Annotated in this window: 27 protein-coding genes; 9 read left to right on the top strand and 18 right to left on the bottom strand. The window is 37.9% G+C overall.

Features of this window, described 5'->3' with window-relative positions:
* Positions 1-2 precede the first annotated feature (2 nt).
* Entirely contained in the window at positions 3-815 is an 813-nt protein-coding gene (yidA, locus tag IGL32_RS04420) for a sugar-phosphatase (protein ID WP_002377829.1), read from the top strand.
* A gap of 63 nt (positions 816-878) precedes the next feature.
* Here the strand turns inward: yidA and IGL32_RS04415 are convergent, their stop codons facing one another.
* Entirely contained in the window at positions 879-1325 is a 447-nt protein-coding gene (locus IGL32_RS04415) for an NUDIX hydrolase (protein WP_002358001.1), read from the bottom strand.
* A 148-nt stretch (positions 1326-1473) separates the two neighbouring features.
* On the opposite strand from IGL32_RS04415, the gene gloA reads away from it, so the two are divergent.
* Together gloA and IGL32_RS04405 are read left to right on the top strand one after the other, a co-directional pair.
* Positions 1474-1848, top strand: coding sequence for a lactoylglutathione lyase (gene gloA / locus IGL32_RS04410; RefSeq protein WP_002369612.1), 375 nt, complete (start codon positions 1474-1476; stop codon positions 1846-1848).
* Between the two features lie 142 nt (positions 1849-1990).
* Positions 1991-2713 carry a gamma-glutamyl-gamma-aminobutyrate hydrolase family protein gene (locus IGL32_RS04405; protein WP_002358005.1) on the top strand — a complete coding sequence of 241 codons (723 nt, stop codon included), beginning with the start codon at positions 1991-1993 and terminating at the stop codon, positions 2711-2713.
* A gap of 50 nt (positions 2714-2763) precedes the next feature.
* Here the strand turns inward: IGL32_RS04405 and IGL32_RS04400 are convergent, their stop codons facing one another.
* Both IGL32_RS04400 and IGL32_RS04395 read right to left on the bottom strand, forming a co-directional pair.
* Complete coding sequence (locus IGL32_RS04400; RefSeq protein ID WP_002393437.1) at positions 2764-3636, bottom strand: aldo/keto reductase; 873 nt, start codon at positions 3634-3636, stop codon at positions 2764-2766.
* A 28-nt stretch (positions 3637-3664) separates the two neighbouring features.
* Positions 3665-4027: a hypothetical protein gene (locus IGL32_RS04395; protein WP_002358008.1), complete on the bottom strand. Its 363-nt coding sequence runs from the start codon at positions 4025-4027 to the stop codon at positions 3665-3667.
* Between the two features lie 169 nt (positions 4028-4196).
* On the opposite strand from IGL32_RS04395, the gene IGL32_RS04390 reads away from it, so the two are divergent.
* Entirely contained in the window at positions 4197-5117 is a 921-nt protein-coding gene (locus IGL32_RS04390) for a mechanosensitive ion channel family protein (RefSeq protein WP_002382128.1), read from the top strand.
* A 44-nt stretch (positions 5118-5161) separates the two neighbouring features.
* Here the strand turns inward: IGL32_RS04390 and IGL32_RS04385 are convergent, their stop codons facing one another.
* The 10 genes from IGL32_RS04385 to ulaG form a co-directional block, all read right to left on the bottom strand.
* On the bottom strand, positions 5162-6331 hold the full coding sequence (locus IGL32_RS04385) for an N-acetyldiaminopimelate deacetylase (RefSeq protein WP_156210062.1): 1170 nt from the start codon (positions 6329-6331) through the stop codon (positions 5162-5164).
* A gap of 36 nt (positions 6332-6367) precedes the next feature.
* On the bottom strand, positions 6368-7069 hold the full coding sequence (gene dapD, locus IGL32_RS04380; RefSeq protein ID WP_002358012.1) for a 2,3,4,5-tetrahydropyridine-2,6-dicarboxylate N-acetyltransferase: 702 nt from the start codon (positions 7067-7069) through the stop codon (positions 6368-6370).
* Positions 7070-7149: 80 nt separating this feature from the next.
* On the bottom strand, positions 7150-7638 hold the full coding sequence (gene cbpB, locus IGL32_RS04375) for a cyclic-di-AMP-binding protein CbpB (RefSeq protein WP_002358013.1): 489 nt from the start codon (positions 7636-7638) through the stop codon (positions 7150-7152).
* Positions 7639-7894: 256 nt separating this feature from the next.
* Complete coding sequence (locus IGL32_RS04370) at positions 7895-8605, bottom strand: L-ribulose-5-phosphate 4-epimerase (RefSeq protein WP_002379325.1); 711 nt, start codon at positions 8603-8605, stop codon at positions 7895-7897.
* Positions 8595-9455 (bottom strand): L-ribulose-5-phosphate 3-epimerase, encoded by an 861-nt coding sequence (locus tag IGL32_RS04365; RefSeq protein WP_002358016.1) that lies wholly within the window; start codon positions 9453-9455, stop codon positions 8595-8597. The genes IGL32_RS04370 and IGL32_RS04365 overlap by 11 nt, the downstream gene beginning before the upstream one ends.
* A 4-nt stretch (positions 9456-9459) precedes the next feature.
* Positions 9460-10098 carry a 3-keto-L-gulonate-6-phosphate decarboxylase UlaD gene (locus IGL32_RS04360; RefSeq protein ID WP_156210063.1) on the bottom strand — a complete coding sequence of 213 codons (639 nt, stop codon included), beginning with the start codon at positions 10096-10098 and terminating at the stop codon, positions 9460-9462.
* Positions 10099-10111: 13 nt separating this feature from the next.
* Complete coding sequence (locus IGL32_RS04355; RefSeq protein ID WP_002358018.1) at positions 10112-10411, bottom strand: PTS sugar transporter subunit IIB; 300 nt, start codon at positions 10409-10411, stop codon at positions 10112-10114.
* Between the two features lie 14 nt (positions 10412-10425).
* Positions 10426-11913: a PTS ascorbate transporter subunit IIC gene (locus IGL32_RS04350; protein ID WP_002366460.1), complete on the bottom strand. Its 1488-nt coding sequence runs from the start codon at positions 11911-11913 to the stop codon at positions 10426-10428.
* Positions 11914-11925: 12 nt separating this feature from the next.
* Complete coding sequence (locus IGL32_RS04345; protein ID WP_002358021.1) at positions 11926-12384, bottom strand: PTS sugar transporter subunit IIA; 459 nt, start codon at positions 12382-12384, stop codon at positions 11926-11928.
* 17 nt (positions 12385-12401) lie between these two features.
* Positions 12402-13469, bottom strand: a complete 1068-nt coding sequence (gene ulaG / locus IGL32_RS04340) for an L-ascorbate 6-phosphate lactonase (protein ID WP_002360582.1) — start codon at positions 13467-13469, stop codon at positions 12402-12404.
* Positions 13470-13662: 193 nt separating this feature from the next.
* Between ulaG and IGL32_RS04335 the strand changes: the two genes are divergently transcribed.
* A complete protein-coding gene (locus IGL32_RS04335) occupies positions 13663-14427 on the top strand; it encodes a DeoR/GlpR family DNA-binding transcription regulator (RefSeq protein WP_002382117.1) in 765 nt (254 codons plus the stop codon).
* 93 nt (positions 14428-14520) lie between these two features.
* On the opposite strand, the gene IGL32_RS04330 is transcribed toward IGL32_RS04335, so the two are convergent.
* From IGL32_RS04330 to racE, 3 genes are read right to left on the bottom strand one after another with little or no spacing between them, the layout of a single operon-like run.
* Positions 14521-15033, bottom strand: coding sequence for a metallophosphoesterase (locus IGL32_RS04330; RefSeq protein ID WP_002386618.1), 513 nt, complete (start codon positions 15031-15033; stop codon positions 14521-14523).
* A gap of 12 nt (positions 15034-15045) precedes the next feature.
* Entirely contained in the window at positions 15046-16401 is a 1356-nt protein-coding gene (gene rph / locus IGL32_RS04325; protein WP_156210064.1) for a ribonuclease PH, read from the bottom strand.
* Positions 16394-17221, bottom strand: a complete 828-nt coding sequence (racE, locus tag IGL32_RS04320) for a glutamate racemase (RefSeq protein ID WP_002369623.1) — start codon at positions 17219-17221, stop codon at positions 16394-16396. Before racE ends, rph begins: the two co-directional genes overlap by 8 nt.
* 264 nt (positions 17222-17485) lie before the next feature.
* On the opposite strand from racE, the gene IGL32_RS04315 reads away from it, so the two are divergent.
* The 4 genes from IGL32_RS04315 to IGL32_RS04300 are packed head-to-tail and all read left to right on the top strand — an operon-like array spanning position 17486 to position 20515.
* Positions 17486-18217, top strand: a complete 732-nt coding sequence (locus tag IGL32_RS04315; RefSeq protein WP_156210065.1) for an amino acid ABC transporter ATP-binding protein — start codon at positions 17486-17488, stop codon at positions 18215-18217.
* 34 nt (positions 18218-18251) lie between these two features.
* On the top strand, positions 18252-19079 hold the full coding sequence (locus IGL32_RS04310) for a transporter substrate-binding domain-containing protein (protein ID WP_156210066.1): 828 nt from the start codon (positions 18252-18254) through the stop codon (positions 19077-19079).
* A gap of 45 nt (positions 19080-19124) precedes the next feature.
* Positions 19125-19838 carry an amino acid ABC transporter permease gene (locus IGL32_RS04305; protein ID WP_002363695.1) on the top strand — a complete coding sequence of 238 codons (714 nt, stop codon included), beginning with the start codon at positions 19125-19127 and terminating at the stop codon, positions 19836-19838.
* An 11-nt stretch (positions 19839-19849) separates the two neighbouring features.
* The gene (locus tag IGL32_RS04300; RefSeq protein WP_002384721.1) at positions 19850-20515 is read left to right on the top strand and encodes an amino acid ABC transporter permease; all 666 of its coding nucleotides are present in this window, start codon (positions 19850-19852) and stop codon (positions 20513-20515) included.
* Positions 20516-20712: 197 nt separating this feature from the next.
* Here the strand turns inward: IGL32_RS04300 and pheT are convergent, their stop codons facing one another.
* On the bottom strand, positions 20713-23136 hold the full coding sequence (pheT, locus tag IGL32_RS04295; RefSeq protein ID WP_002379321.1) for a phenylalanine--tRNA ligase subunit beta: 2424 nt from the start codon (positions 23134-23136) through the stop codon (positions 20713-20715).
* Positions 23137-23143: 7 nt separating this feature from the next.
* Positions 23144-24190, bottom strand: a complete 1047-nt coding sequence (gene pheS / locus IGL32_RS04290; RefSeq protein WP_002358034.1) for a phenylalanine--tRNA ligase subunit alpha — start codon at positions 24188-24190, stop codon at positions 23144-23146.
* Between the last annotated feature and the right edge of the window lie 42 nt (positions 24191-24232).

The raw sequence follows: 24232 nt of genomic DNA, 5'->3' as shown, positions 1-24232 counted from the left end.
CTATGTCAATTAAGTTAGTTGCTATTGATATCGACGGAACATTGCTAAATTCACAACACAAGATTACCCCACGGGTCAAAGAAGCGCTCCAAAAAGCAAATGAGCAAGGTGTTCGTATTGTTTTATGTACAGGCCGTCCTTTGCCAGGCGTGAAAGAACAATTGGATGAATTAGCCTTATATGGTGAAAATGATTTCGTGATTACCTACAACGGTTCGCTTGTCCAAGCAACCAAAGATAATACGATTATTTCACGCTATACCTTGAGTTATGAGGATTTTTTAGAAATTGAAATGTATTCTCGTAAAGTCGGCGCTCACTTGCATACAATTGATGATTCCGCTATTTACACTGCCAATCGCAATATTGGTAAATATACGATTCACGAAGCATCTTTAGTGAACATGCCTTTAAAATATCGTACGGTGGATGAAATGACACCAGAGATGAACATTATTAAAATGATGATGATTGATGAGCCGGAAGTTTTAGATCCTGCCATTGCAAAATTACCATTACATTTTACCGAAAAATATACGACTGTTAAAAGTACGCCTTTTTACTATGAAATCATGAATAAAAATGCTAGCAAAGGCAATGCTCTAGCAAAATTGGCAGACCATTTAGGCTTAAATAAAGACGAAGTGATGGCCATTGGTGACAATGAAAATGACTTATCCATGATTGATTACGCTGGGATTGGTGTTGCGATGGGCAATGCGACAGAAAATGTTAAAACAATTGCCGATGTGCATACCACTAGTAATGACGAAGATGGTGTCGCTCAAATTATTGAAAAAATGGTTTTAATTTAAACATTCTTTTCAATAACAATAACCCTCAATCTAATCAACATAGATTGAGGGTTATTCGTTATTTTATGATGCTGCCGCTAGCCATTTTTCAACGGCCCAACGGTGGCTTCCTCTTTTTAATAAACGGACTGCTTCTTCTGGTGCAACCCAGTGTAAAGTATTGGTCCTTTCTAAGGGTTCGCTAAGTTGCCGCCAAGTATTCGCTACATAAAAATATCCAGGATTATAATAGGCAGTTTGGCGATGGTTCGAATAAAAATATTCATCAGCTTCCCCTAAATAACAGCCAATTTCTACACTAATTCCTAATTCTTCTAGCACTTCTCGGTGGATCGCTTCTTCTTTCGTTTCGGTGCCTTCAATTTCGCCTCCTGGTAAAAAATAAGCTCCATTTGGCGCTTGTACCAGAACCATTGTGTTATTTTCTGGCTTTGAAACAATAATGTATGCAGCATATCTTGTTTGATAGGTCAATGTCTCTTCTCTTTTTCCAAACGTTGGCGTTTTCATTGGCGCACCTCTTCTCTTTTCATCTATTTTACCTGAGAAATTCCTTTAGAACAAGTCAGAAACCAAGCGTTTTTCTCTACATTTCACGTTTATCTATGCTACTATTAACGTTGGAAATATAATTAAGTTTGAAAGGGAGTTTTTAACTATGAAAATGGCTCATACATGTGTGCGTGTAAAAGATTTAGAGGCATCATTAGATTTCTATCAAAAAGCCTTCAATTTTGAAGAAAGTCGCCGTCGTGATTTTCCAGAAAATAAATTTACTTTGGTTTATTTAACTTTACCAGGAGACGACTACGAACTAGAACTAACTTATAATTATGATCATGAAGCATACGATTTAGGAAACGGTTATGGTCATATCGCCATCAGTACAGATGATTTAGAAGGATTACACGAAAAACATCAAGCGGCTGGCTTTACTGTCACTGACTTAAAAGGCTTACCTGGAACTGCACCATCTTATTACTTTGTTGTCGACCCAGATGGTTATAAAATCGAAGTCATTCGTGAACGTTAAAAAGTTTCACTTGTTCACTTACTGAGCTTTTTGTGTTTGAGAGCTGTCCGAGACAAAACTTGTCTCGACTTCTTCTCAAACACTTTTTTCAAAAAAAGTGCTACAATAGAACGTATGAATTTATTGAGGATGTGATGTTATTATGACAAAAAAAATTATTGGAATCGCTGGCAATCAACTTTTGCAGGCAGCTGAAGTGTTTCACGGTAACCAAGTGACGTACACCCCACAAGGTTTTGTCAGCGCTGTTCAAGCCGCAGGTGGCGTTCCTCTCGTTTTGCCAATTGGCCCCAAAGAATTAGCCGCTACGTATATACAACAAATTGATAAACTACTTTTAGCAGGCGGTCAAGATGTTGCCCCTGAATTTTACGGACAAGAACCCCATATAAAATTAGAAGAAACGAATCGTGATCGTGACGAGTTTGAGTTAGCCCTAATTGAAGAAGCCTTAAAACAAAACAAACCTATTTTTGCGGTTTGCCGTGGAATGCAATTAGTCAATGTTGCTTTAGGTGGCACATTATATCAAGATTTATCGATGTATCCTCAATGGTCAGTTAAGCACGGACAACAACCCACTCAACCAATCTTTGCGACGCATCGTATTGATGTTGAACCAGACAGTCAATTATCAAACATATATGGTACAACTGGTCAAGTCAACTCGTACCATCACCAAGCACTACATACTTTAGGAAAAGATTTACGCGTTACTGCTTGGTCCTCTGATGGCCTTGCAGAAGCAGTGGAATCAACAAATGAACAGCAGCCTTTATTAGCTGTTCAATGGCATCCTGAACTAATGTACGCACGTGATGCCAAATCCCAAGCACTCTTTAACTACTTTGTTCAAAAATTATAGTAAAAACGGAGGGACGTCTTTCGCCCCTCCGTTTTTACTTGCTATCATACTTAAAAATCAAAATTATCTGGATCTGCACCAAAACGATGATCCTTATTTAACTGATTAATTGCGGTTATTTCTTCTGGTGTTAATTCAAAATCAAAGACAGCAAAATTTTCCTGAATTCTTTTTTCGTGAACAGATTTGGGAATCACGATAATATCATTTTGTAAGTGCCAACGAATAATCACTTGGGCCGCTGATTTACCATATTTTTCACCAATTTTCACTAGTACTGGTTCAGATAATAAATTACCTTGTCCTAGAGGAGACCAAGCCTCCACGGCAATCTTATTTTCGGCTAAATATTTTCGTAGCGGTTCTTGTGTTAACGTAGGATGTAATTCAATTTGATCCACCATTGGCACAACATTTGCTTCTGTTAATAAATCTTCCAAATGATGTTGATGAAAATTGGAAACGCCAATTGCTTTGGCACGACCACTTGCGTAAATTTCTTCTAATGCTTTCCATGATTCTTTATATTTACCAGCAACAGGCCAGTGAATTAAATATAAATCAACATAGTCTAACCCTAATTTTTCTAAGCTTTTATCAAACGCTTTAATCGCATTTTCATAGCCTTGATCTTCATTCCATAATTTCGTCGTCACGAAAATTTCTTCGCGGGGAATACCCGATTGACGAATGCCTTCGCCCACCCCTACTTCGTTTTTATAAACGGCTGCTGTATCAATCAAGCGATAACCCGCTTCTAAAGCCCATTTTACTGAATTTGTTGCTTCTGAGCCATCTTCTACACGCCAAACACCTAAACCTAAGCGTGGCATTTCATTGCCGTTTGCTAATTTTTTTGTTTTATCCAAAGTCATGTGTTTCTTCAGTCCCTTCATTTTCATTACTTTTAGTATACTACGCATTCTTCTTTCACGAAACAATCACGACTTGTCAGGTCATTTTCTTTATTTTTAATAAATAACGACGCCAATAGGTCAGCACTCCGATTAGTGCCACAACTACAATTGTTCGACCGCTAACGCTTCCAATCCACAGTTTAACTGCAAGTAACCAGATACAAAAGAGATAAACACAGGACCAATTAAAGGAAACTTTCAATGTACATGATTCCGCAATTTCGATTATCTGACTACTAAAAAAACGACTCCCTAATCGTAAAGCGACTGGATTATGGAAGATGAATGTTCGTCGCTTGTCAGCCGTCAAGCGAGTGGCACATCGTTCATCAATAAAAATTGTTACAGGTAATTTAGAAAGTAAATCATTTTTTGCCCATTCAATTGAAACTTTCACGCAGCACTCACAACCTTTAACAAAATTATAAAATATATTATTTATTTACAAAATTATAACATTCCTAAAAAAACATGTTAAGTCTTTAAAAAAACTTTCTATTTTCTTCCCCTTTCGCCGAGAGATTTAGTATACTAAAAGAAGAAATTTTAGAGAAAGTTGGATTTTTATGTTGATACTTGGTTTAGCCAGTACTGAAACAGTCGATTCTTCTGCTCCTGATTTAGCAGAAGCGACCGTAAAAAAAGTGAGCGCGCTACAACGCTTTTGGAACAATATTAATTGGGATGCCATTGTCGCTACCTTAATTGAAAAAAGTTTATCAATTTTATTTTTAATTTTTCTATTTTTTATCATTCAGCGAATCGGGAAATATTTAATTGATCGCACCTATGCAAATTATAGTAAAAAGCAACATTTTAGTGAAAGCCGTTTAAAAACATTACACACTTTAATCATTAATGCATTTCAATATACGCTGTTCTTCTTCTTTATCTATTCTCTTTTGACCATTGTCGGTGTGCCTGTTGGCTCATTATTAGCCGGAGCGGGAATTGCCGGTGTTGCCATTGGTTTAGGGGCTCAAGGATTCATGAATGACTTAATTACCGGATTTTTCATTATTTTAGAACAACAAATGGATGTAGGCGATTATATTCGCTTATTGGCGTTAAATATTGAAGGAACAGTTACTTCTGTCGGATTACGAACCACTCAAATTAAAGCGGTTGATGGAACTGTTCATTTTATTCCAAACCGAAACATCACCACAATCAGTAACCTGTCTCGTGCCAATATGCAAGTGTTAATTGATGTCCGCATCAATCCTGAAGAAGGTTATGAAAAAATTTGTGAAGTGATTACAGAAGTCAATGAAACATTAAAAGAAAAGTATATCGAAAGTATTCAAACTGGGCCAGATATTTTTGGCATGGTCGATTTAGGCAATGGCAACTTTGCGGTGCGAACGACCATGTATGTACTAAACGGCAAACAATTTGCGGTCAAAGAAGAATTTCTAGCTCAATATATCAAAGCATTAACAGAGGCCGGCTTTACGATTCCCAATACGCCTATTATTGCAAAATAAAAAACAGCCACCAGATACTTATTAGTTATCTGGTGGCTGTTTTTCTAATTGTCCAATGATTTTAAAAAGCCACTAACTGCCTCCACTCCAAACAATAACGCCTCTTCGTTGGGTTCAAACTTAGCAGAATGAAGGCTGTAGGGACTTGCCACGCCTAACCAAAACATCGTGCCTGGGACTTTAGACAATAGATAGCCAAAATCTTCACCTGTCATTGCAACCGGTGCTTGTTGAAATTGAACTGTTGCTTGTTTGCTCATGTATTCAATCAAATTCGTGGTACATGCTGGCTCATTCACTACAGGTAAATACCCTTTCTGATCAAGATGAACAGTTACTTCACATTGAAAAGATTGTGCAATACCTTCACTAATTTCGCGAATTCTTCGCTGCGTTTGTTCATTAGTTTCTGCTGTCAATGTGCGAATTGTACCAGATAAAGTTGCTTCTTCGGCAATCACATTGCAGGCAGTCCCTGCATGAAAAGTCCCAAAAGTAACGACTGCCCCGACCACAGGATCAACATTTCGACTAACGATCGTTTGCGCTTGCTGAATTAAATTTGTGGCCGCCAAGACCATATCATTTGCTTGATGGGGAAAAGCCGCATGTCCACCTTTTCCTTTTAAGGTAATGTTCACTTCACAAGTGGCAGCAAACAATGTCCCTACTCTGGTACTAATAGTTCCGACTGGCAAATCAGGATTAACATGAAGCGCATAAAATTCATCAGGTAACCATTCACCAAACGCATGGTCTTCATACATCAACATCCCCCCTGCTTCATTTTCTTCAGCAGGTTGAAATAAAAATAAAAAGTTATTGTCTGGTTGCTGTTGACTTAATTCTTTCAAAACCCCTAAACCGATTGTCATGTGAAAATCGTGCCCACAGGCATGCATAAACCCTGTTCGTTTTGATTGAAAAGCAGAAACCACTTCCTCTTGAATAGGCAAACCATCAATATCAGCACGCCAGCCGATGGTTTTCTGAGGATTTTTGCCTTCTATGAAGACTAAAATCCCCGTTTGCCATGTTCGAACTTGCAGATAAGGTTGCTTCATTTTATCAATTTCATTAAGTAAAAAGGCTTGTGTTTCCTTTTCTTCTAAACCGATTTCAGGTATTTGATGTAGTTGCCGTCTAATCGCAATTAATTCTTCTTGCTCCACAAAAGCCACTCCTTCATTTTTGGGGTAATCGAAAGCCGCCATGAAGAAGTTTCTTCATCGCGACTGACTAATTTATTTTTAGAGTTTACGTAATTCTTCTAAAATCTCTGTTTTACTCTTGGTTTTATCATCAATCTGTTTAATTACTTTTGCTGGCACGCCTGCGACAACGGTATGCGCTGGAACGTCTTCCACAACTACTGCCCCAGCAGCCACAACGGCACCTTCACCAACACGAACCCCTTCTAGTACGACCGCATTCGCTCCAATGACAACCTCGTTTTCAATAACTACAGGTGCGGCACTTGGTGGTTCAATGACACCAGCTAAAACCGTTCCCGCGCCAATATGACAATGTTTTCCTACAGTTGCACGACCGCCTAAAACAGCGCCCATATCAATCATAGTCCCTGCACCAACGACGGCGCCAATATTTAGAATAGCCCCCATCATAATCACCGCTTGATCGCCAATTTCAACTTTTTCGCGAATCAAAGCACCTGGTTCAATCCGAGCATTAATGTCTTTCAGATCAAGAAAAGGAATTGCTGAGTTACGTGCATCGTTTTCTACAACATAATCCTCAATTTTTTCTTTGTTTGCTTCTAAAAAAGGTTTTACGTCAGCCCAATCACCAAACAATGTCCCAGTTTTACAATTATTAAAGACCTTAATTGTTTCTGGAAACGTGACTTCTTTTAATTGCCCTTTCAGTGTTACTTTAACAGGCGTTTGCTTTTTGGCATCGCCAATATACTGAATAATCTCATATGCGTCCAATCACAGCACTCCTTTACTTCGTGTTATCATACAGAATAACGCATTTATGAGAAAAAAGTAAAGAGTTTCTTGCGTTTTATTTAAATTACTTTCATTTCTTCTTCTGATTTAGGCAGAACAAGATGATGTTTTTCTAACTCATGCGCCATATGATTGACCGCTTTTAAAATTTCTTTGCGTGTAATGATACCTTTAAAGCGTTGATTATCATCAACCACTGGTAAAAAAGAAGCATCTACTAATAAATGTAACACTTCTTCTAAATCCCACGATTCACCAATTACAGGAACATTGACTTCCATTACATCGGCCACAGTAAATTCATTCAATTTTTCAAAATCCACTGAAGTCAAATCAAACATTTTATCTACAACGTCTGTCAAGCCGATTAAGCCAACAAAGCGATCTCCCTTATCTAACACAGGAATCTTGGAATAGCGAACTTGCGATAAGACTAATGCCGCATGACTTAATGGATTTAAACACATTACGTTGGCGACATTTTCGGCGGGTACTAAAAACGTTTCTTGTTTTTCTAATAATAATTCTTTTACAGCAGTCCCTATCATGATTGGGTTGCCTCCATTTCTAATTCTTTAACACGTAACTTATTGTACCTAATTCTGCGGAAAAAGTCTTGGAATTCGCAAATTCTTCATAACTTAACAAACGAAAATTAACGTTTTGTTCTATTCTCCCCCAAAAAAGAGAACGCTTTCTTAAAAAAATAAAAACTTAGTTGTCACATAACAGACAACTAAGTTTTTATAAAAAACCAATTAATCAGTCAATTATCCTTCTTTTTCACACGTTTCATCACAGCCATCACTGACCATAATAAGCGGAAATCCCATGTTTTCTATGATAGTGTTTATCCAATAAAAAATGATCAATTGGTTCAACAGCTGGGTTAATTGTTTCCGTCAAACGGGCCATTGAACAGATTTCATCTAAAATCAAGCTGTTTTCAACTGCTTTTTCCGGAGTCATTCCCCAAGTAAATGGGCCATGTCCATAAACTAGCACTCCTGGAACTGCTAAAGGATCTAGTTCTTGTTCATGAAATGTTTCAACAATGACTTTGCCAGTCTCTTCTTCATAGTTTTCTTTAATTTCACTTTCAGAGAGCGCTCTTGTGCAAGGTACAGCGCCATAAAAAGCATCCGCATGGGTGGTACCGTAAGGAGGTAAGGCTCGCCCTGCTTGAGCCCACGTAACACTATTCAGGGAGTGCGTGTGCGCAATCGCTCCAATTTCTGGCATTTTTTGATAGAGATAAAGATGCGTGGGTAAATCAGAAGACGGCTTTAATGCATTGGTTTCCAATAGTTGTCCCTTTAAATCAGTCACTACCATCTGTTCCTTGGTCATTTCTTGATATTTGACGCCGCTTGGTTTAATTACGATAATTCCTAATGACCGATTGATTTCACTAACATTGCCCCACGTTAATTTGACTAAGCCCAGTTTTGGCAAAGCCAGATTCGCTTCATAAACACGTTGTTTCATTGCTTGGATGATCGCTTTATTGTTCATAATAACCCACCTCTGCTAATTTGGGATAGAGATACTGCTGCGCGGCTTGAATTTTTTCTTGAAAATTCAAATCCGTTTCATTCCACATTTCAATTAAAAAAGGACCACTATAGTTTAACCGCTTGAGTGTTTTCAATAAGCCTGTAAAATCAACACAGCCTTCTCCAAAAGTAACTTCCCGAAACTTCCCTTCAAATGTGTCTGTTACAGCGAAGGTATCTTTTAAGTGAATAGCAGCGATTTCAGCAATTCCCTTTTCAAGCTCAACCGCCGGATTATTTTCCGGCCAAGCAGACAAATTACCTAAATCAGGATAAACATGCAAAAAAGGAGACGGAATTTGTTCCTTAATTTCTAGAAATTTTTGTATGCTATTCATAAAAGGGTCATCCATAATCTCAACAGCCAGAATGACACCGTATTGTGCAGCTTCCTCAACGCCCTTTTTCAGACCTTGAAGAAAAAATTCCCTTGTTTCGGCAGTTTTTTCTTCGTAAAAGACGTCATAGCCAGCTATTTGAATTACCCGTATGTTTAATTGATGAGCCAAACGAATCGCTTGAGATAAAATTTTCCGTCCTTTTTCACGTGTTTCTTTATTTAAAGAGCCTAAAGGGAACCGCCGATGACCACTTAAACACAAAGAATGGATAAAAAAATCTTCTTTCACCATTAATTGAGAAAGTTCTTGTAACTGGCTTGGTGTCCAAGCCAATCGTGCTAAACGTTCATCGGATTCATCAATTGACATTTCTAAAAAATCAAACCCTAACTTTTTGGCCCATGTTAATCGTTCTGCCCAAGTTAAATTTTGCGGGAGTGCTTTTTCATACAGTCCAATTCGTGCCATTTTATCACTTCCAAATCTGATCGATTTTTTTTTGAAAATCTTTGGCTGCTTGTTCAGGATTTTTTGATTCAGTAATCCCACGGCCCGCAATAAATGTTGCAACTGCCATTGTTCGAAACAATTCAAGCGTTTCGACAGTTAAACCACCTGTGACGGACACTTCAAAGCCTAAGTCAATTAGTTCTTGAACTTTATTCAAATCTTTCTCTCCCCAACTGCCGCCAGCTAAAAGAGCATCTCTACTTTGATGATAAATCACCTGATTAATCCCTAATTCTCGCCATTGTCGAGCTTGTTGCATTGTCCAATCTCCATATAGTTCTACTTGTAATTCTCGGACTTCTTTTTGAGCTGCAGCCATCGTTGGCAAGGTGGCGCAACAAATAACCGTCATGAAATCAGCGCCTGTTTGTGCGACATTACGAGCAACTGTACCGCCCGCATCAGCACATTTTGTATCAGCAACAATTGTTTTATTAGGAAACATGCGTCTTAAACAACGAATTGCTTTTTGGCCTTCTTGTAAACACAAAATAGTGCCAACTTCGATAATATCGACAATTTCTCCGACTTTCATACAATCTGCTAAAGCGTCTTCTAAGCTATTATGATCTAAAGCGATTTGTAAGTTTGGTCTTTTCATCTTTCCCATCCTTTTATTCAGATTTTTGATAACGATCTGAAGCCATATATTTTTCTTGAATTTCTTTTGCAGACATTACATTTTTAATGCCAATCACTGTGACTCCGCGTTTTTCTGCTTGCTGAAACATTTGTAAAAAATTGACTGGAGTAAAAACAACGTCGTATTGGCTAGCAGAGCTTTTTCCTTCTGAAATGGCGCAATGATGAATTTTTGTAATCGGTACACCTAGTTCTTTCATTGCTTTTTCAACACTACGCATCATCATTAGACTCGTGCCAGAACCATTGGCACAGGAAACAAGTATTCTCATTTTAAATTCCTCCTTTAATTCTCTTGAAATTTTTTAGCATATTGTTCATAATCATTGACAATCATAAAGTAACCTTCTGGATTTTTCCGATACTGAAGTTGCGGAATTATTAGTAACCCAATCACCACCACTGCTACGCCAACATAGCCTAGAACTTTCATAATGATTGTAAATAACGGCCAAGCTGTTGCCCAATCGAACATGCCCAAATAACCGCCATATTGAGATAATCCAATCCATGTAGCAAATAAAGCTGAGCCACCTACTTGGATTAAACCTGAAAGGAATGGGAATAAACAAGCAGCTTTTACTCCGCCACGATTATTTGCATAAACAGCTATGACAGCGTTATCAAAAAACAATGGGATAAAACCCGCAATAACGATTGTCGGAGACTTTAATAGAATCAGTAAGCCAATCATTAAAAACTGGCCTAATGCGCCAAAGAGAAACCCAATTGTTACTGCGTTGGGCGAGCCAAATCCGAAAGTCGCTGCTACGTCAATCCCAGGAACAGCGCCTGGTAAAATGGTATTTGAAATCCCTTGGAATGACTGCGTCAACTCGTCGACAAAGGTTCTAACGCCTAATTGTAAGATAGCTAAATAGACAGCAAAATTTAATGAAGTGGTCATGATATAAAAGAAGAAACTCTGCCCTTCTTGCATAAATTTAGCTTGAATTAAATAATCTTGTCCCAAAACAAGCAAGATAATGCCAAAGAAAAAGAGCATCAAAATGGACGTAGCAACCATATTTTCATTAAAAATGGATAGAAATCCTGGTAATTCAATATCTTCCAATTTTTTATCGACCTTCTCTGAACGATGTTTCTTTTGATCACGTTTTTTCAACCATTCTGCTAATTTTGCAAAAATAAATATGCCAAACATTTGTTGATGGGCTACCGCAAAACCAGCACCTTCTGTTAATTCCTGCGTAATCCCTACCGTTAAATTTGAAGCAACTGCCCAATAACACCCAAGAATTAAGCCCATAAAAATTAGTACTTCGATTCTACCTAAGTTAGGAAAACAAAAGAGTAAAATCCAGAAAGCGGTAGCTGCTTGTTGAATCTGAACATTCCCTGTTGTAAAAACGGCTCTCAATTTTGTATATTTTTGAAAACGAACCAACAAAATATTCATAATAAATGCGATCAATAACAAAATCATCACATCACCAAAGGTTCGTCCAAAGGTTTTCATCAATCCGGCATCGACTGCATTTTGCCCAAAATATGGATCGGTAACCATTGCCTGTAAATTAAATCGCTCTTTCAAGCCTACTAGAATAGGGCGAAAATTATTAACCAAACCACCAGAACCAACACTCAAAATAAAATAACCAACTGTCGCTTTCAGAAAACCTGCTAAACATTCATAAAAGGGCCTCCGTAACAAGAGATAACCTAATAACACGATGAAACCAATCAAATATGCTGGCTGTGTTAAAACGTTCGTAGCAAAATAAGTCCAACTATTTAACAAGAACTCCCCCATTGATTTTTCCCCCTATAATTGATATTTCTCCATAACTTCTTTAAAATCCATTGGCGTATTTGTTTCTAACAAGTCAGCAATCACGCCATCCGTCATCAATAAATCCATCAATTGCTGAATATTTTCAAGATGTTCGGCGGGATTTTGGGCTGCCAATGTAAAAAATAAGGTTGCTGTTTTTGCTTCTTGATCGCCAGCAAAAGTGACTGCTTGCTTAAATTTTGTAAAAGAAATGGCCGTTCCAAAAACACCTGCGCTTTCCTCTGATGAATGTGGCATGGCTACTTCAGGAGCAATGATGATATAAGGTCCAAACGTTTCGACACACTGGATAATCTCATCGACGTAACTCTGATCGATGATGTGTTTTTGGAGTAAAATCAAACAACTTTCCTGAATCGCCTCTTGCCAACTAACCGGTTCTTTATCAGGGTAATGAATAAGCTCTTGCTCCCAAAAATAAGTTAACATTGTACATCCAGCCTTTCTTACAAGAATGAAGGAAATGGTGTATCATTTTCTTTAACAAAAACATCATCAAAGCCACGATCAAAGTTAAATTCTAAGTTGTCTTTGTCATCTGGATAAACAAATTTGCCACCCACTTGCCAAATATATGGTTTAAATTGATAATGTAAACGATCTTTTTTAAATTTCCAAATTTCCATGATTTCTTTTGGATCCGCCATAAAATTAGACCAAATATCATAATGAACGGGAATGACTACTTTCGCATTTAAAGATTCGGCCATTCTCAACATATCAACAGAAGTTATTTTATCTGTGATACCGCGAGGATTTTCGCCATATGCTCCTAAGCAAACATCAATTGCATATTGATTACCATGTTTCGCAAACAAGTTAGAATAATGAGAGTCTCCGGCGTGATATACCGTACCACCTGAGGTTTCAAATAGATAATTGACAGCTAGTTCATTCATGTCCTGAGGCATTTTACCTTTAAATGTATTTTCAGGATCATCAGAAGTAATTAGCGCGGTTCGATCAAAAGCTTCCAAGGCCACTACATTCACATCATTCACTTTTATTTCTTGACCAGGCTCTATAACCCGTGTTTTTTCTGCCGGAACACCCCAACGCTGCCATGTTTTCACTACTTCTTTTGGACCAATAAATAGAGCCTTAGGACAATTTTGATGAACAGCAGCAGCTGTGTGAATATCCAAATGGTCTGAATGAATATGTGTGACAACTAAAGCATCTACCTCTTTTATTTCAAAAGGATCAATCACAAAAGGTTGTGTTCTTAAATTAGGTTGCATTTTTTGGCAACCACTCATGCGCATCATTTGATGGCCATTTTTCATTAAGCCGTTCCCGTGCGTTTGTTTTCCTGTTCCACACCATAAATCACATAAAATATTCGTGTTCTCATGCGTTTTCAGCCAAATGCCTGTACAACCAAGCCACCAAAGTGCAACCGTTCCTTGAAGCACATTTGTCTGATTAATTTCTTCGTTTAAATAAGTGCCCCATTCTGGAAATGTCGCCTTCAACCAACTTTCTTTTGTAATTTCATGAATCGATTTGCTCATGCTACCACTCCTCTTCTCAAATGATTGTGTTATGCTTTATAAGAAAATCATAGCCGCAAAAAATCACAATGAAAACCCTTTTATATGATTGTTTGCACTTTTAATGATTCTTTTACGTGTTTTGTTTTCCTATGAGTTATACTATTTCATGGGGGACCGTGTCCAAAGAAATAACTAAAGGAGGTTGTATTACTTGAAAAGTTCATTAGAAACCATTGAAAAAAGGCAACAAAATATTCTCGCGCTGCTGCAAAAAAACAAACAAATGACTACCTATAAATTAGCAGATGCTTTAAATGTTTCCTTAAGCACAATTCGTCGTGATTTAAATGTCTTAGAAACTAAGAATGACATCATTCGAAAATATGGGTATTGTATTTACAACGACCAAAATCAGAAAGACTTTGATCAATCAGGACCGGAGTTATTAAAACAAGCCATTGCTCGTGTTGCTTGTAGCTATCTAAGTGATTATGATACCGTTTTCATTAATTCAAGTTCCACTGCTTTGAATATTCTCCATTATTTAAAGGCCGACCATCTGACCATCGTAACGAATAATTTAAAAATTGCCACCAAGCCTCATGTTTCTCAATACAATTATATTTTGACCGGAGGCGAATTACGTTTTCCCAAAGAAGTTCTGGTAGGAGATATTGCCATTAACACAATCACCGCAACGCATGCCGATGTTTGCGTAATTGGCTGTAGCGGGGTCAGTTTAGAACATGGCGTCACTACAAAAATTTTCAATGAAGCAAAAATTAATGAGCTTATGATAAAACAAACAACAAAAGTAAAAATTCTGGTCGCGGACCATCGAAAAATCGGCTTGACGTCTAAATTTAAAATTGCTGATATTACCGCTTTTGATTGTTTGATTACAGACAAACATTGCTCATCAACTTTAATTACAGAACTTCGTAAGACCGGCTTAAAGGTTATCCAAGTCGACTAAAAAAAGAGCGTAGTACAAAAATCTCTTTTGGATTTTTGTCCTACGCTCAAAATCTGATAAATAAAAAAGTAGCACTTATTTCTTAACATTCACTTACTTCGTAAACGTTGCCTTTAATCGTTCCAACGGTTGGTGCTCTTTGTTATAATACTGAACGAGATATTGTTCAGGTGTACTTTCAATTATGGCATATGTTTTCTCTTGAACTGGTCCACGAGGTAAACGAATACTTCCCGGATTAACAAAGAGAATGTTATTGTGTCGCTCTGCGCCGAGTACATGAGTGTGACCAAATAAGGCAATTGTCGCTCCTGCTTCTTCCGCTTGTAAAGCAAGTGTCGTGAGCCCCATTCTAACATTGGCCAAATGACCATGTGTCATATAAATAACTTGATCCCCCACTTTTTTAGTCACAGTTTTGGGAAATTCATCATAAAAATCACAATTTCCTTGGACTACAATGAATTTTTGCCAAAGTTCATCTGTCGGTTCTAATTCAGAATCACCACAGTGAAAGAGTGCATCGACTTGTCCTTCATAATGATTCACTAAATCAACTAAACAGTCACGGTCGCCATGATTATCGCTTACTACCAAGATTTTCATACGTTTCAACTCCTATTTTTTTAGCCATTCTTCCCATTGTTCTTTTAATTTTGCCACTGCTTGTCCACGATGACTAACTTTATTTTTCTCTTCTCCAGACAATTCAGCTGCCGTCTTACCAAGCTCTGGAACATAGAAAAGTGAATCGTACCCAAAGCCTCCTTCACCACGAGGAATCGTACCGACTTCTCCTGGCCATTCAGCTTCGACCACCAGACTTTCTTTCTTTGGTTCAGCAAAAACCAATGTACAATGGAAACGCGCTTGTCTTTTTTCTTTTGGCACGCCCGTTAACTCATGTAGTAGTTTCGCATTATTTGAAGCATCGTTAGTTGGCTCACCAGCAAAACGAGCAGAATAAATCCCTGGCATTCCTCCTAAGGCATCAACAATTAATCCTGAATCATCTGCTAGTACTGGTTTCTGTAAAATTTCTGCAATTGTTTCAGCTTTTAGACGAGCATTTTCTTCAAATGTTCGACCAGTTTCTTCTACATCTGGCAAATTCGGATAATCTAATAACGTCTTAACTGTATATCCTTTTTCACCAAAAATTGAACTAAACTCTTTCGCTTTACCAGGATTTCTAGTCGCAATGACAATCACTTTCTCTTCTGAATCTTGCGAAGGGACTTCTTCAGAGGCTAAAGCATAAAGCGCTTCTTTCTGATACGCAATTAATTCCTCAATCCCTATTTTTCCATAAAAGAGCATGGCATTTAACTCATCTCCTGAGAAGGTAGCTTCTTCACCCGTTCCTTGAATTTCCACAAATTCACCAGACTCGGTCATCACGATGTTCATATCCACTGCAGCATTCGAGTCCTCTGCGTAATCTAAGTCCAGCACACAATAACCATCGGGTAAAATACCCACGCTGACAGCAGCTAAATGCTCTTTAATTGGGTCTTCCGCTAGTGCACCAGTCATCAATAAATGATTGACTGCTAAGCGTAGAGCAACAAAAGCGCCTGTAATACTAGCTGTACGGGTTCCCCCATCTGCTTGAATCACATCACAATCGACAACAATGCTCCGTTCCCCTAACTTTTCTAAGTCAACAACAGCTCGCAATGACCGCCCAATCAAACGTTGAATCTCCATTGTTCGCCCTGTTAATTTTCCTTTCGCACTTTCCCGAATATTTCTTGTGTTCGTCGCGCGAGGGAGCATGCTATATTCAGCTGCTACCCAACCTGTTCCCCCGCCTCGTAAAAATGGGGGAACCTTTTCTTCGACAGTGGCTGAGCAAATTACTTTTGTATCGCCAAACGAAATAACCACCGAACCTTCTGGATGTTTAAAAACATTGGTTTCAATAGTGATCTTTCGCAATTCTTTTGGTGCACGACTATCATGTCTAATCATTTTCGTTTCCTCCTAAGTGAATCTGTTGTGCTTTTAAGTTCTCTATACCAAGCCAACTGCTTGCAATCTCTTCAAACATTTTTGCAGAACCAGTTGTATAAAATTCATGGGGCTGTGTAGGCGCTTCAGGCGTGTGGGCAATGTCAAAATAATCGAGAAGCATGCTGACTTCGCCAACTGTTTCGGCTCCTGAGTCAATTAATGTCACATGACTCCCCATCACATTTTGAATCACCGGACGTAACAACGGGTAATGGGTACAACCTAAAATCAACGTATCAAGTCCTTTTAATTGTAGTGCTTGAAGTGTTTCTGCCACAATTTTTTTTGCTACGGAAGAACGATATTGATTACTTTCAACAATGGGGACAAATTTAGGGCAAGCTAAACTAGTCACCTCAATTGTTGGTGCCTTACTTTTAATGGCGATTTCATAGGAAGCACTTTTGATTGTCCCTAACGTACCTATGACACCAATCTTGTTATTTTTTGTGACTTTAACGGCTGCTCGTGCGCCAGGTAAAATAACACCGACAACTGGAATTGGCAAGGCAGCTTTAATTTCTTCTAATGCGACAGCCGTCGCGGTATTACATGCGATTACTAGCATTTTTATTCGTTTTTTCAATAAAAAATCGGCCATTTCCCAAGTAAACTGAACGACTTGTTCGGCTGGTCGTGGACCATATGGGCAACGGGCTGTATCTCCTAAATAAATTAATCGTTCATTTGGTAATTGTTTTAGCGCTTCCTTTAAAACAGTTAATCCACCAACGCCAGAATCAATTAATCCAATGGCTTCTTGATTGCTCATTCTCATCCTACCTTTGCCTTTTATTCACTGCCTTTATTTTCTACTTTTTAAGGACTATTGTCAATTTTTCCTGTTTTGCTCTCATTTATTTCTTTTTTTGAAGGAAATCTTTTTCGATTAAAAAACTAGTAATTCATTTTTTTGTATGTTATAATTCCTAACATTGAGAATACAATTAGAAATACATTTGGTTAATTTAATTTAAATAACACGTTTCTCACCGAATCCTCTGTTATCTTTTCTACCAAATGATTGCAAAGGAGACTGCCTATGATTTCTTTAGAACATGTAAATAAGTATTTTGGGGAGCATCACGTTTTAAAAGATATTACTTTGAATGTAGAACAAGGAGAAAAAATTGTCATTATCGGACCCTCTGGCTCTGGCAAAAGTACATTAATTCGGTGCATGAACCAATTGGAAAAAGTCAATGATGGTTCCGTCGTAATTGATAACATTGACATCACCAAACCGAAAGCACCGATTCAAAAGGTTCGCCAGAAAGTTGCCATGGTCTTTCAAAATTTTAACTTATATGCTCACAAAACGATTATTGATAATTTAACGTTAGCACCGATTAAAGTGATGGGCGTTTCCAAAGAAGAAGCGTTTCGTACTGGCATGGAGTATTTAGAACGGGTCGGCTTAGCTGATAAAGCTTCTGCTTATCCTTCGCAGCTTTCTGGCGGGCAGCAGCAACGGGTCGCTATTGCTCGTTCCTTAAATATGCATCCTGAGATTATCCTTTTTGATGAACCGACTTCGGCACTTGATCCAGAAATGATTCAAGAAGTTTTAGATGTAATGGTCGATCTTTCCAAACAAAATATTACCATGGTTTGTGTCACACATGAAATGGGCTTTGCTCGTCAAGTGGCTGACCGTGTAATCTTTATGGATCAAGGACAGATTGTTGAACAAGGAACACCTGAACATTTCTTTACAAGCACTGAAAACCCTCGTGCAAAAGAATTTCTAAGCAAAATTATTCATAACGGGTAATGAATAAAAAAACAAAAAATTGGAGGAATGAACAATGAAAAAACAAAATAAATGGCTAGCTGGACTCTCCTTACTTGTATTAGCAGGCATCATTGTGGGCTGTGGTAGCGGCAACAATGACTCAACTTCCAAAAGTGCTTCATCAAACAAAACGGTCACAGTAGAACAATTAAAAAAAGCAGGGAAAATTAAAGTAGGTGTCAAAGAAGACATTCCTAATTTTGGCTATATGAATCCTGATACAAACAAAAATGAAGGAATGGAACCAGATATTGCACACTTGATTGCGAAAGAAATTACCGGCAGCGAAGAGAATGTGGAATTTGTGGGCGTGACAGCAAAAACGCGCGGTCCCCTTTTAGACAATGGTGAACTAGATATGGTAATTGCTACATTTACAATTACTGATGAACGTAAAAAGACGTATAATTTTACAACTCCTTATTATACAGATGAGATTGGTTTCCTTGTGCGCAAAGAGGATAACTTCTCCAGCATGAAAGATTTAGACGGAAAAACAATCGGCGTTGCACAATCTGCTACGACAAAAGAAAACTTAGAGAAAAAAGCGCAAGAGGAAGGAATCAAATTTACTTATCAAGAATTAGGTTCCTATCCAGAATTAAAAACAGCGTTAACTTCTAAACGAATTGATGCATTTTCAGTGGATAAATCAATCCTATCTGGCTATGTGGATGACAAGACAGAAATTTTAAAAGATGGTTTTTCGCCACAAGAATATGGAATTACTACAAAGAAAGCAAATACTGAATTAAATGATTATCTAAATGGTTTAATTGAAAAATGGGAAAAAGACGGCACACTAGAAAAAATTTATCAAGACTGGGGCTTAAAAAATTAATCATTCCTAAGACTTGAAGAATCAAAAATTTTAGGAGGGATTTTTATGTTTTTATTAGCCAATATTTCCTGGCTTGAAGAAGGGCCGTTTGCCTTATATCGTTGGGAAGCTTTATTTCAAGATTGGCGAATTTTTGGTCAGGCTTTTCTCTATACTATTCTGCTTTCTTTAGGAGCAATCTTAGTCGCCTTTGCTTTAGGCATTTTCTTTGGCAGTTTATCAGCGACCAAAAGTAAACTTTTACACGCAATTAGTCGTGTCTATGTAGAATTTTTTCAAAACACACCTTTGTTGATTCAATTTATCGTAGTCTATTATGGCTTTCCTCTGCTAAGCCCGCTGCTTTCATTTTCTATTACTACGATTGCCATTCTGTGTGTAGGCCTCTATCATGGCGCCTACATTTCTGAAGTGGTTCGCTCAGGAATCGGAGCTGTCCCAAGAGGGCAATTTGAAGCGGCTTACTCCCAAGGATTAACGTATGGTCAAACGATGCGGTATGTGATTTTACCACAAGCATGGCGGATTATGTTACCGCCTTTAACCAATCAAGTCGTTAACCTAATTAAAAATACGTCAACAGTTGCCATTATCTCTGGCGCTGACGTAATGTTTGCTGCCAATAGTTGGTCATCTGTCAACTTGAACTATATTCCCGCCTTTGCGCTTGCTGGTTTCTTATATTTCATTCTTTGCTTCCCATTAGCGAATTTGGCTAGAAAAATGGAAGAAAAAAATAAGAAAGCATATAGTAGATAGGAGGAAAACAGATGCCTTTTTCAGAAGAAATGCGTCAATTACTGACAGCAAATAATTTTCAATTTCTATTTAACGGCTTAAAATTGACGCTCTATATTTCCTTCGTCTCAATTATTTTGAGTACGATTTTTGGCACCATTCTAGCCGTTTTGCGAAATCAAACCAATGGACCACTGAAGTTACTTGCCAGTATTTATGTAGAAGTAGTGCGTAATATTCCAAACTTATTGTGGATTTATGTTATTTTTTTGATTTTCAAAATCAAATCCACACCTGCTGGAATTGTGAGTTTTACTGTGTTTACTACCGCTGCTTTAGCGGAAATTATTCGTGGTGGTTTAAATGGGGTCGATAAAGGCCAAATTGAAGCGGCGCGTTCTCAAGGTTTTTCAAATTGGCAAATTCTTTATCATATTGTTTTGCCTCAAGCCATTCGCAATGTTTTACCAGCGATCGTTTCTCAGTTTGTTACTGTCATCAAGGATACAAGTTTCTTGTATTCCGTAATTGCTTTACAAGAACTCTTTGGCAAATCTTATATCTTAATGGGGCGCTACGCACAAACAGGACAAGTATTCACTATTTACGGAATCGTCGCCCTAATTTATTTCATTATTAACTTTAGTATCTCGCAATTTTCACGTTGGCTATCACGAAATTGGGCGAAAAGTTATTAATGTAGTTAAAAACAGGAGGCTGAGACAAAAGTGTTTAGCTCCAAGAAATAAGAAGGAATTTCCGAAAATTGTTCTTTAATTTTTGGAGAATTTCGGCTTATTTCCGAAGGAGCTGCTTTTGTTCAGCTGATTATCTTAAGATTTAGAAAGTGGGGCATAAGTCATTTCGACTTATGCCCCACTTTCCTGTTTTTATTTTATCTTACTTCTACTTGATGTTTTTCAATTAGCGCTTTTTCAACCTTTTCCATTGAACGGTTAATTTCTTCATCCACTAATGTCGCTTCTGCATTAACGAAAGTTAAACTATACGCCATTGATTTTTTGCCAGCACCTAGTTTTTCACCTTGATATACATCAAATAAATGAATCTCTTTCAAATATTTACCTGCGTTATCTGAAATAGTTTTAACTAGTTCTTGATTGGTAACTGTTTCATCGACTAATAAAGCAATATCTCGAGAAACTGCTGGGAATTTAGAAACTGCTTCATAAGTAACCCCGCCTGCTTCTGTGGCTACTAATTGTTGCAAGTTTAATTCAGCAACATATGTTTCAGGAATATCGTACGCTTTCGCTGTCGTTGGATGAACTTGTCCGACAAAACCAACCACTTCATCTTCTAAATAAATCCATGCTGTCTGGCCTGGATGCATTTCTGGAATCGCCGTTGTCGCTTGATAACTGATTTTTTCTGTTAATCCTAAAACAGCTACAATACTTTCCACTAAGCCTTTTACTGTATAAAAATCAACGGCTGTTGCTTTTGTTTGCCAATCTTTAACCATTGTATTACCAGTTAAAGCAAGTGCTAAGTGATTTTCTTCTGTAGGTAAATTTTTTGTTGGATCTTCTGTTTGGTAGAAAACGCGTCCTACTTCGTAGAAGGCGATATTATTATTTTTACGTGCCACATTGTATGCGACATCATCTAATAAACCAGAAATTAAGTTCATACGTAACACAGAACGCTCTTCACTCATTGGCCATTGCAAACGTGTTGTTTGACTTTCTTTCATCATAAATTGACGGGATTTTTCTTCTGTTGTCAATGCATAGCTGATGGCTTCACTCGTACCATGACCTTCCAGTAAGCTCTTTAATTGGCGCGTAACATGTTGTGCTTTGGTTAGACTTCCAGCAACTGTTTCTCCACTTGGCAATGTTGAAGGTAAATGATCATATCCATAAATGCGGGCCACTTCTTCAATAATATCTGCTTCAATCGCAATATCCCAACGTCTTGGTGGAATCGTAATTTCATATGCGCCTTGATTTACTTCATAAGCAAAACCGAGTGCTTCAAAAATTTCATTCACCGTTGCTTCATCTAATGCAGTGCCTAAATATTGGTTGATTCGTTCTAAAGTCACAGCTACTTGCGCTTCTTTAACGGCCACTTCAGAACCAACTGCAGTGCCTGAGACCACTGTTCCGTTGGCTAACTCTGCAATCATCGCGGCTGCCACATCACAAGCTAGCCCAACTGTCGCTTGGTTGATGCCTTTTTCAAATCTACTTGAAGATTCACTCCGTAAATTGAATTGTTTAGACGTTTTGCGAATAGACAATGGATTGAACAATGCCGCTTCTAAAGCCACAGTTGTTGTTTCTTGACTGATTTCAGAATTAGCCCCACCCATTACACCGGCTAAGCCGACAGGCGTTTTTCCATTCGTAATGACGATATTTTCTTCTGTTAATTGACGTGTTTCACCATCTAATGTAATTAGTTCTTCTGCTGCTGTTGCTCGACGAACCAAGATTTCTTTGCTATCTAATTTTTGATAATCAAATGCATGCAATGGTTGACCAAATAATAATAAAATATAATTTGTCACGTCCACCACATTGTTAATCGGACGGATTCCTTCATTCATCAATCGATTTTGCAACCACTGAGGACTTTCTGCAATCGTCACATCTTTAATGACACGAATTTGATACGCTGGCGCATCTTGTGAATTTTCAACAGTCACTGTTACGTAATTTTCCACGTTATCTGAAGCATCTTCTTTGAGTTCGGGATCATTAAACTGAGGTGTTTGACGATAAATTGCGCCAACTTCATAGGCTACCCCTCTCATACTTAGTGCATCTGCACGGTTTGGTGTAATTGATAATTCAATAATCGCATCATCCATGTCTAAATAAGGGAAAACAGGTGTCCCATTCACTGCTTCTTGAGGTAAATAATAAATCCCTTCAGCATAGGCTTTTGGTACGACATTGTCTGAATATCCTAGCTCTTCTAACGAACAAATCATTCCGTTAGAGACTTCGCCACGCATTTTACCTTTTTTAATTTTTTGATTTCCTGCAATTCTTGAACCAGGTAATGCTACGATGACTTTAATTCCTGCTTTTACATTTGGTGCTCCACAAACAATTTGTGACAATTCTTCTTCACCGATGTCTACTTGGCAAATTGATAAGTGGTCAGAGTTTGGGTGAGGAACACATTCTTTTACTTCACCGACAACAATTTTCTTTAAGCCTTCTTCAGGTACAGCAACGCCCTCAACTTCGATACCTGTCACAGACATTTTGTCCGCTAATTCTTGCGGAGTAACGTTTGAAAGATTAACATATTCATTTAACCATTTATAAGAAACTAACATTTTTCAACTACTCCTTTACCTTGAATTGATTTAAGAAACGTAAATCATTTTGATAAAAATTACGGATATCATTTACACCATAACGTAACATAGCAACGCGATCTGGTCCTAAGCCAAAGGCAAATCCTGAGTACTCTGTTGGATCAATCCCTGACATTTGTAATACATCTGGATGAACCATCCCCGCACCTAAAATTTCAATCCAACCTGTATGTTTGCAGACGTTACAACCTGCGCCGCCACATTTAAAACAGCTAACATCTACTTCGACTGAAGGTTCTGTAAAAGGGAAATAGCTAGGACGTAAACGAATTTTACGATCTTCACCAAACATTTTTTTCATCATGACTTCTAACGTCCCTTTTAAATCACCCATTGTGACATTTTTATCGACAACAAGGCCTTCAATTTGATGGAATTGGTGACTATGTGTCGCATCATCTGTATCACGACGGAATACTTTCCCAGGAGAAATCATTCGTAATGCACCTTTTGAAAAATCGTGTTTTTCCATTGTTCGAGCTTGAACTGGTGAAGTATGCGTACGAATTAACATCTCATCTGAAATATAAAACGTATCTTGCATGTCGCGTGCCGGATGATCTTTTGGTAGATTCATGCGTTCGAAATTATAGTGATCCGATTCTACTTCGTATCCTTCCACTACTTGATAACCCATGCCTAAGAAAATATCTTCAATCTCTTCCATAACTTGTGTCAAAATATGACGTGTGCCTTGAGGCATTTGTTTTCCAGGTAAAGTTACATCTAAACTTTCTTCTTTTAGTGCCGCATTTAACGCTTCGTTTTCTAAAACAACTTTGCGCGCTTCAATTGCTTCTGTTAATAAATCACGAATTTCATTTGCAAAGCCCCCCACCACTGGTCGTTCTTCTGGTGAAAGGTTTTTCATGCCTCTTAATACTTCGGTGATTGGCCCTTTTTTCCCTAATGTTTCTACGCGAATTTGGTTTAATTCTTTTAAAGTAGCAACTTGTGCGATTTCTTTGAGCGTATTGTCTCTAAGAGCTTCTAATTGCGCTTGTAATGTCATTATGCGTTCCCCTCTATCTTTTATTTAAACTAAAAAAAACGA

It is taken from the genome of Enterococcus sp. AZ035 (assembly GCF_050548325.1).
GTDB lineage: Bacteria > Bacillota > Bacilli > Lactobacillales > Enterococcaceae > Enterococcus > Enterococcus faecalis.
This window is presented reverse-complemented; position numbering and strand designations above follow the sequence as displayed.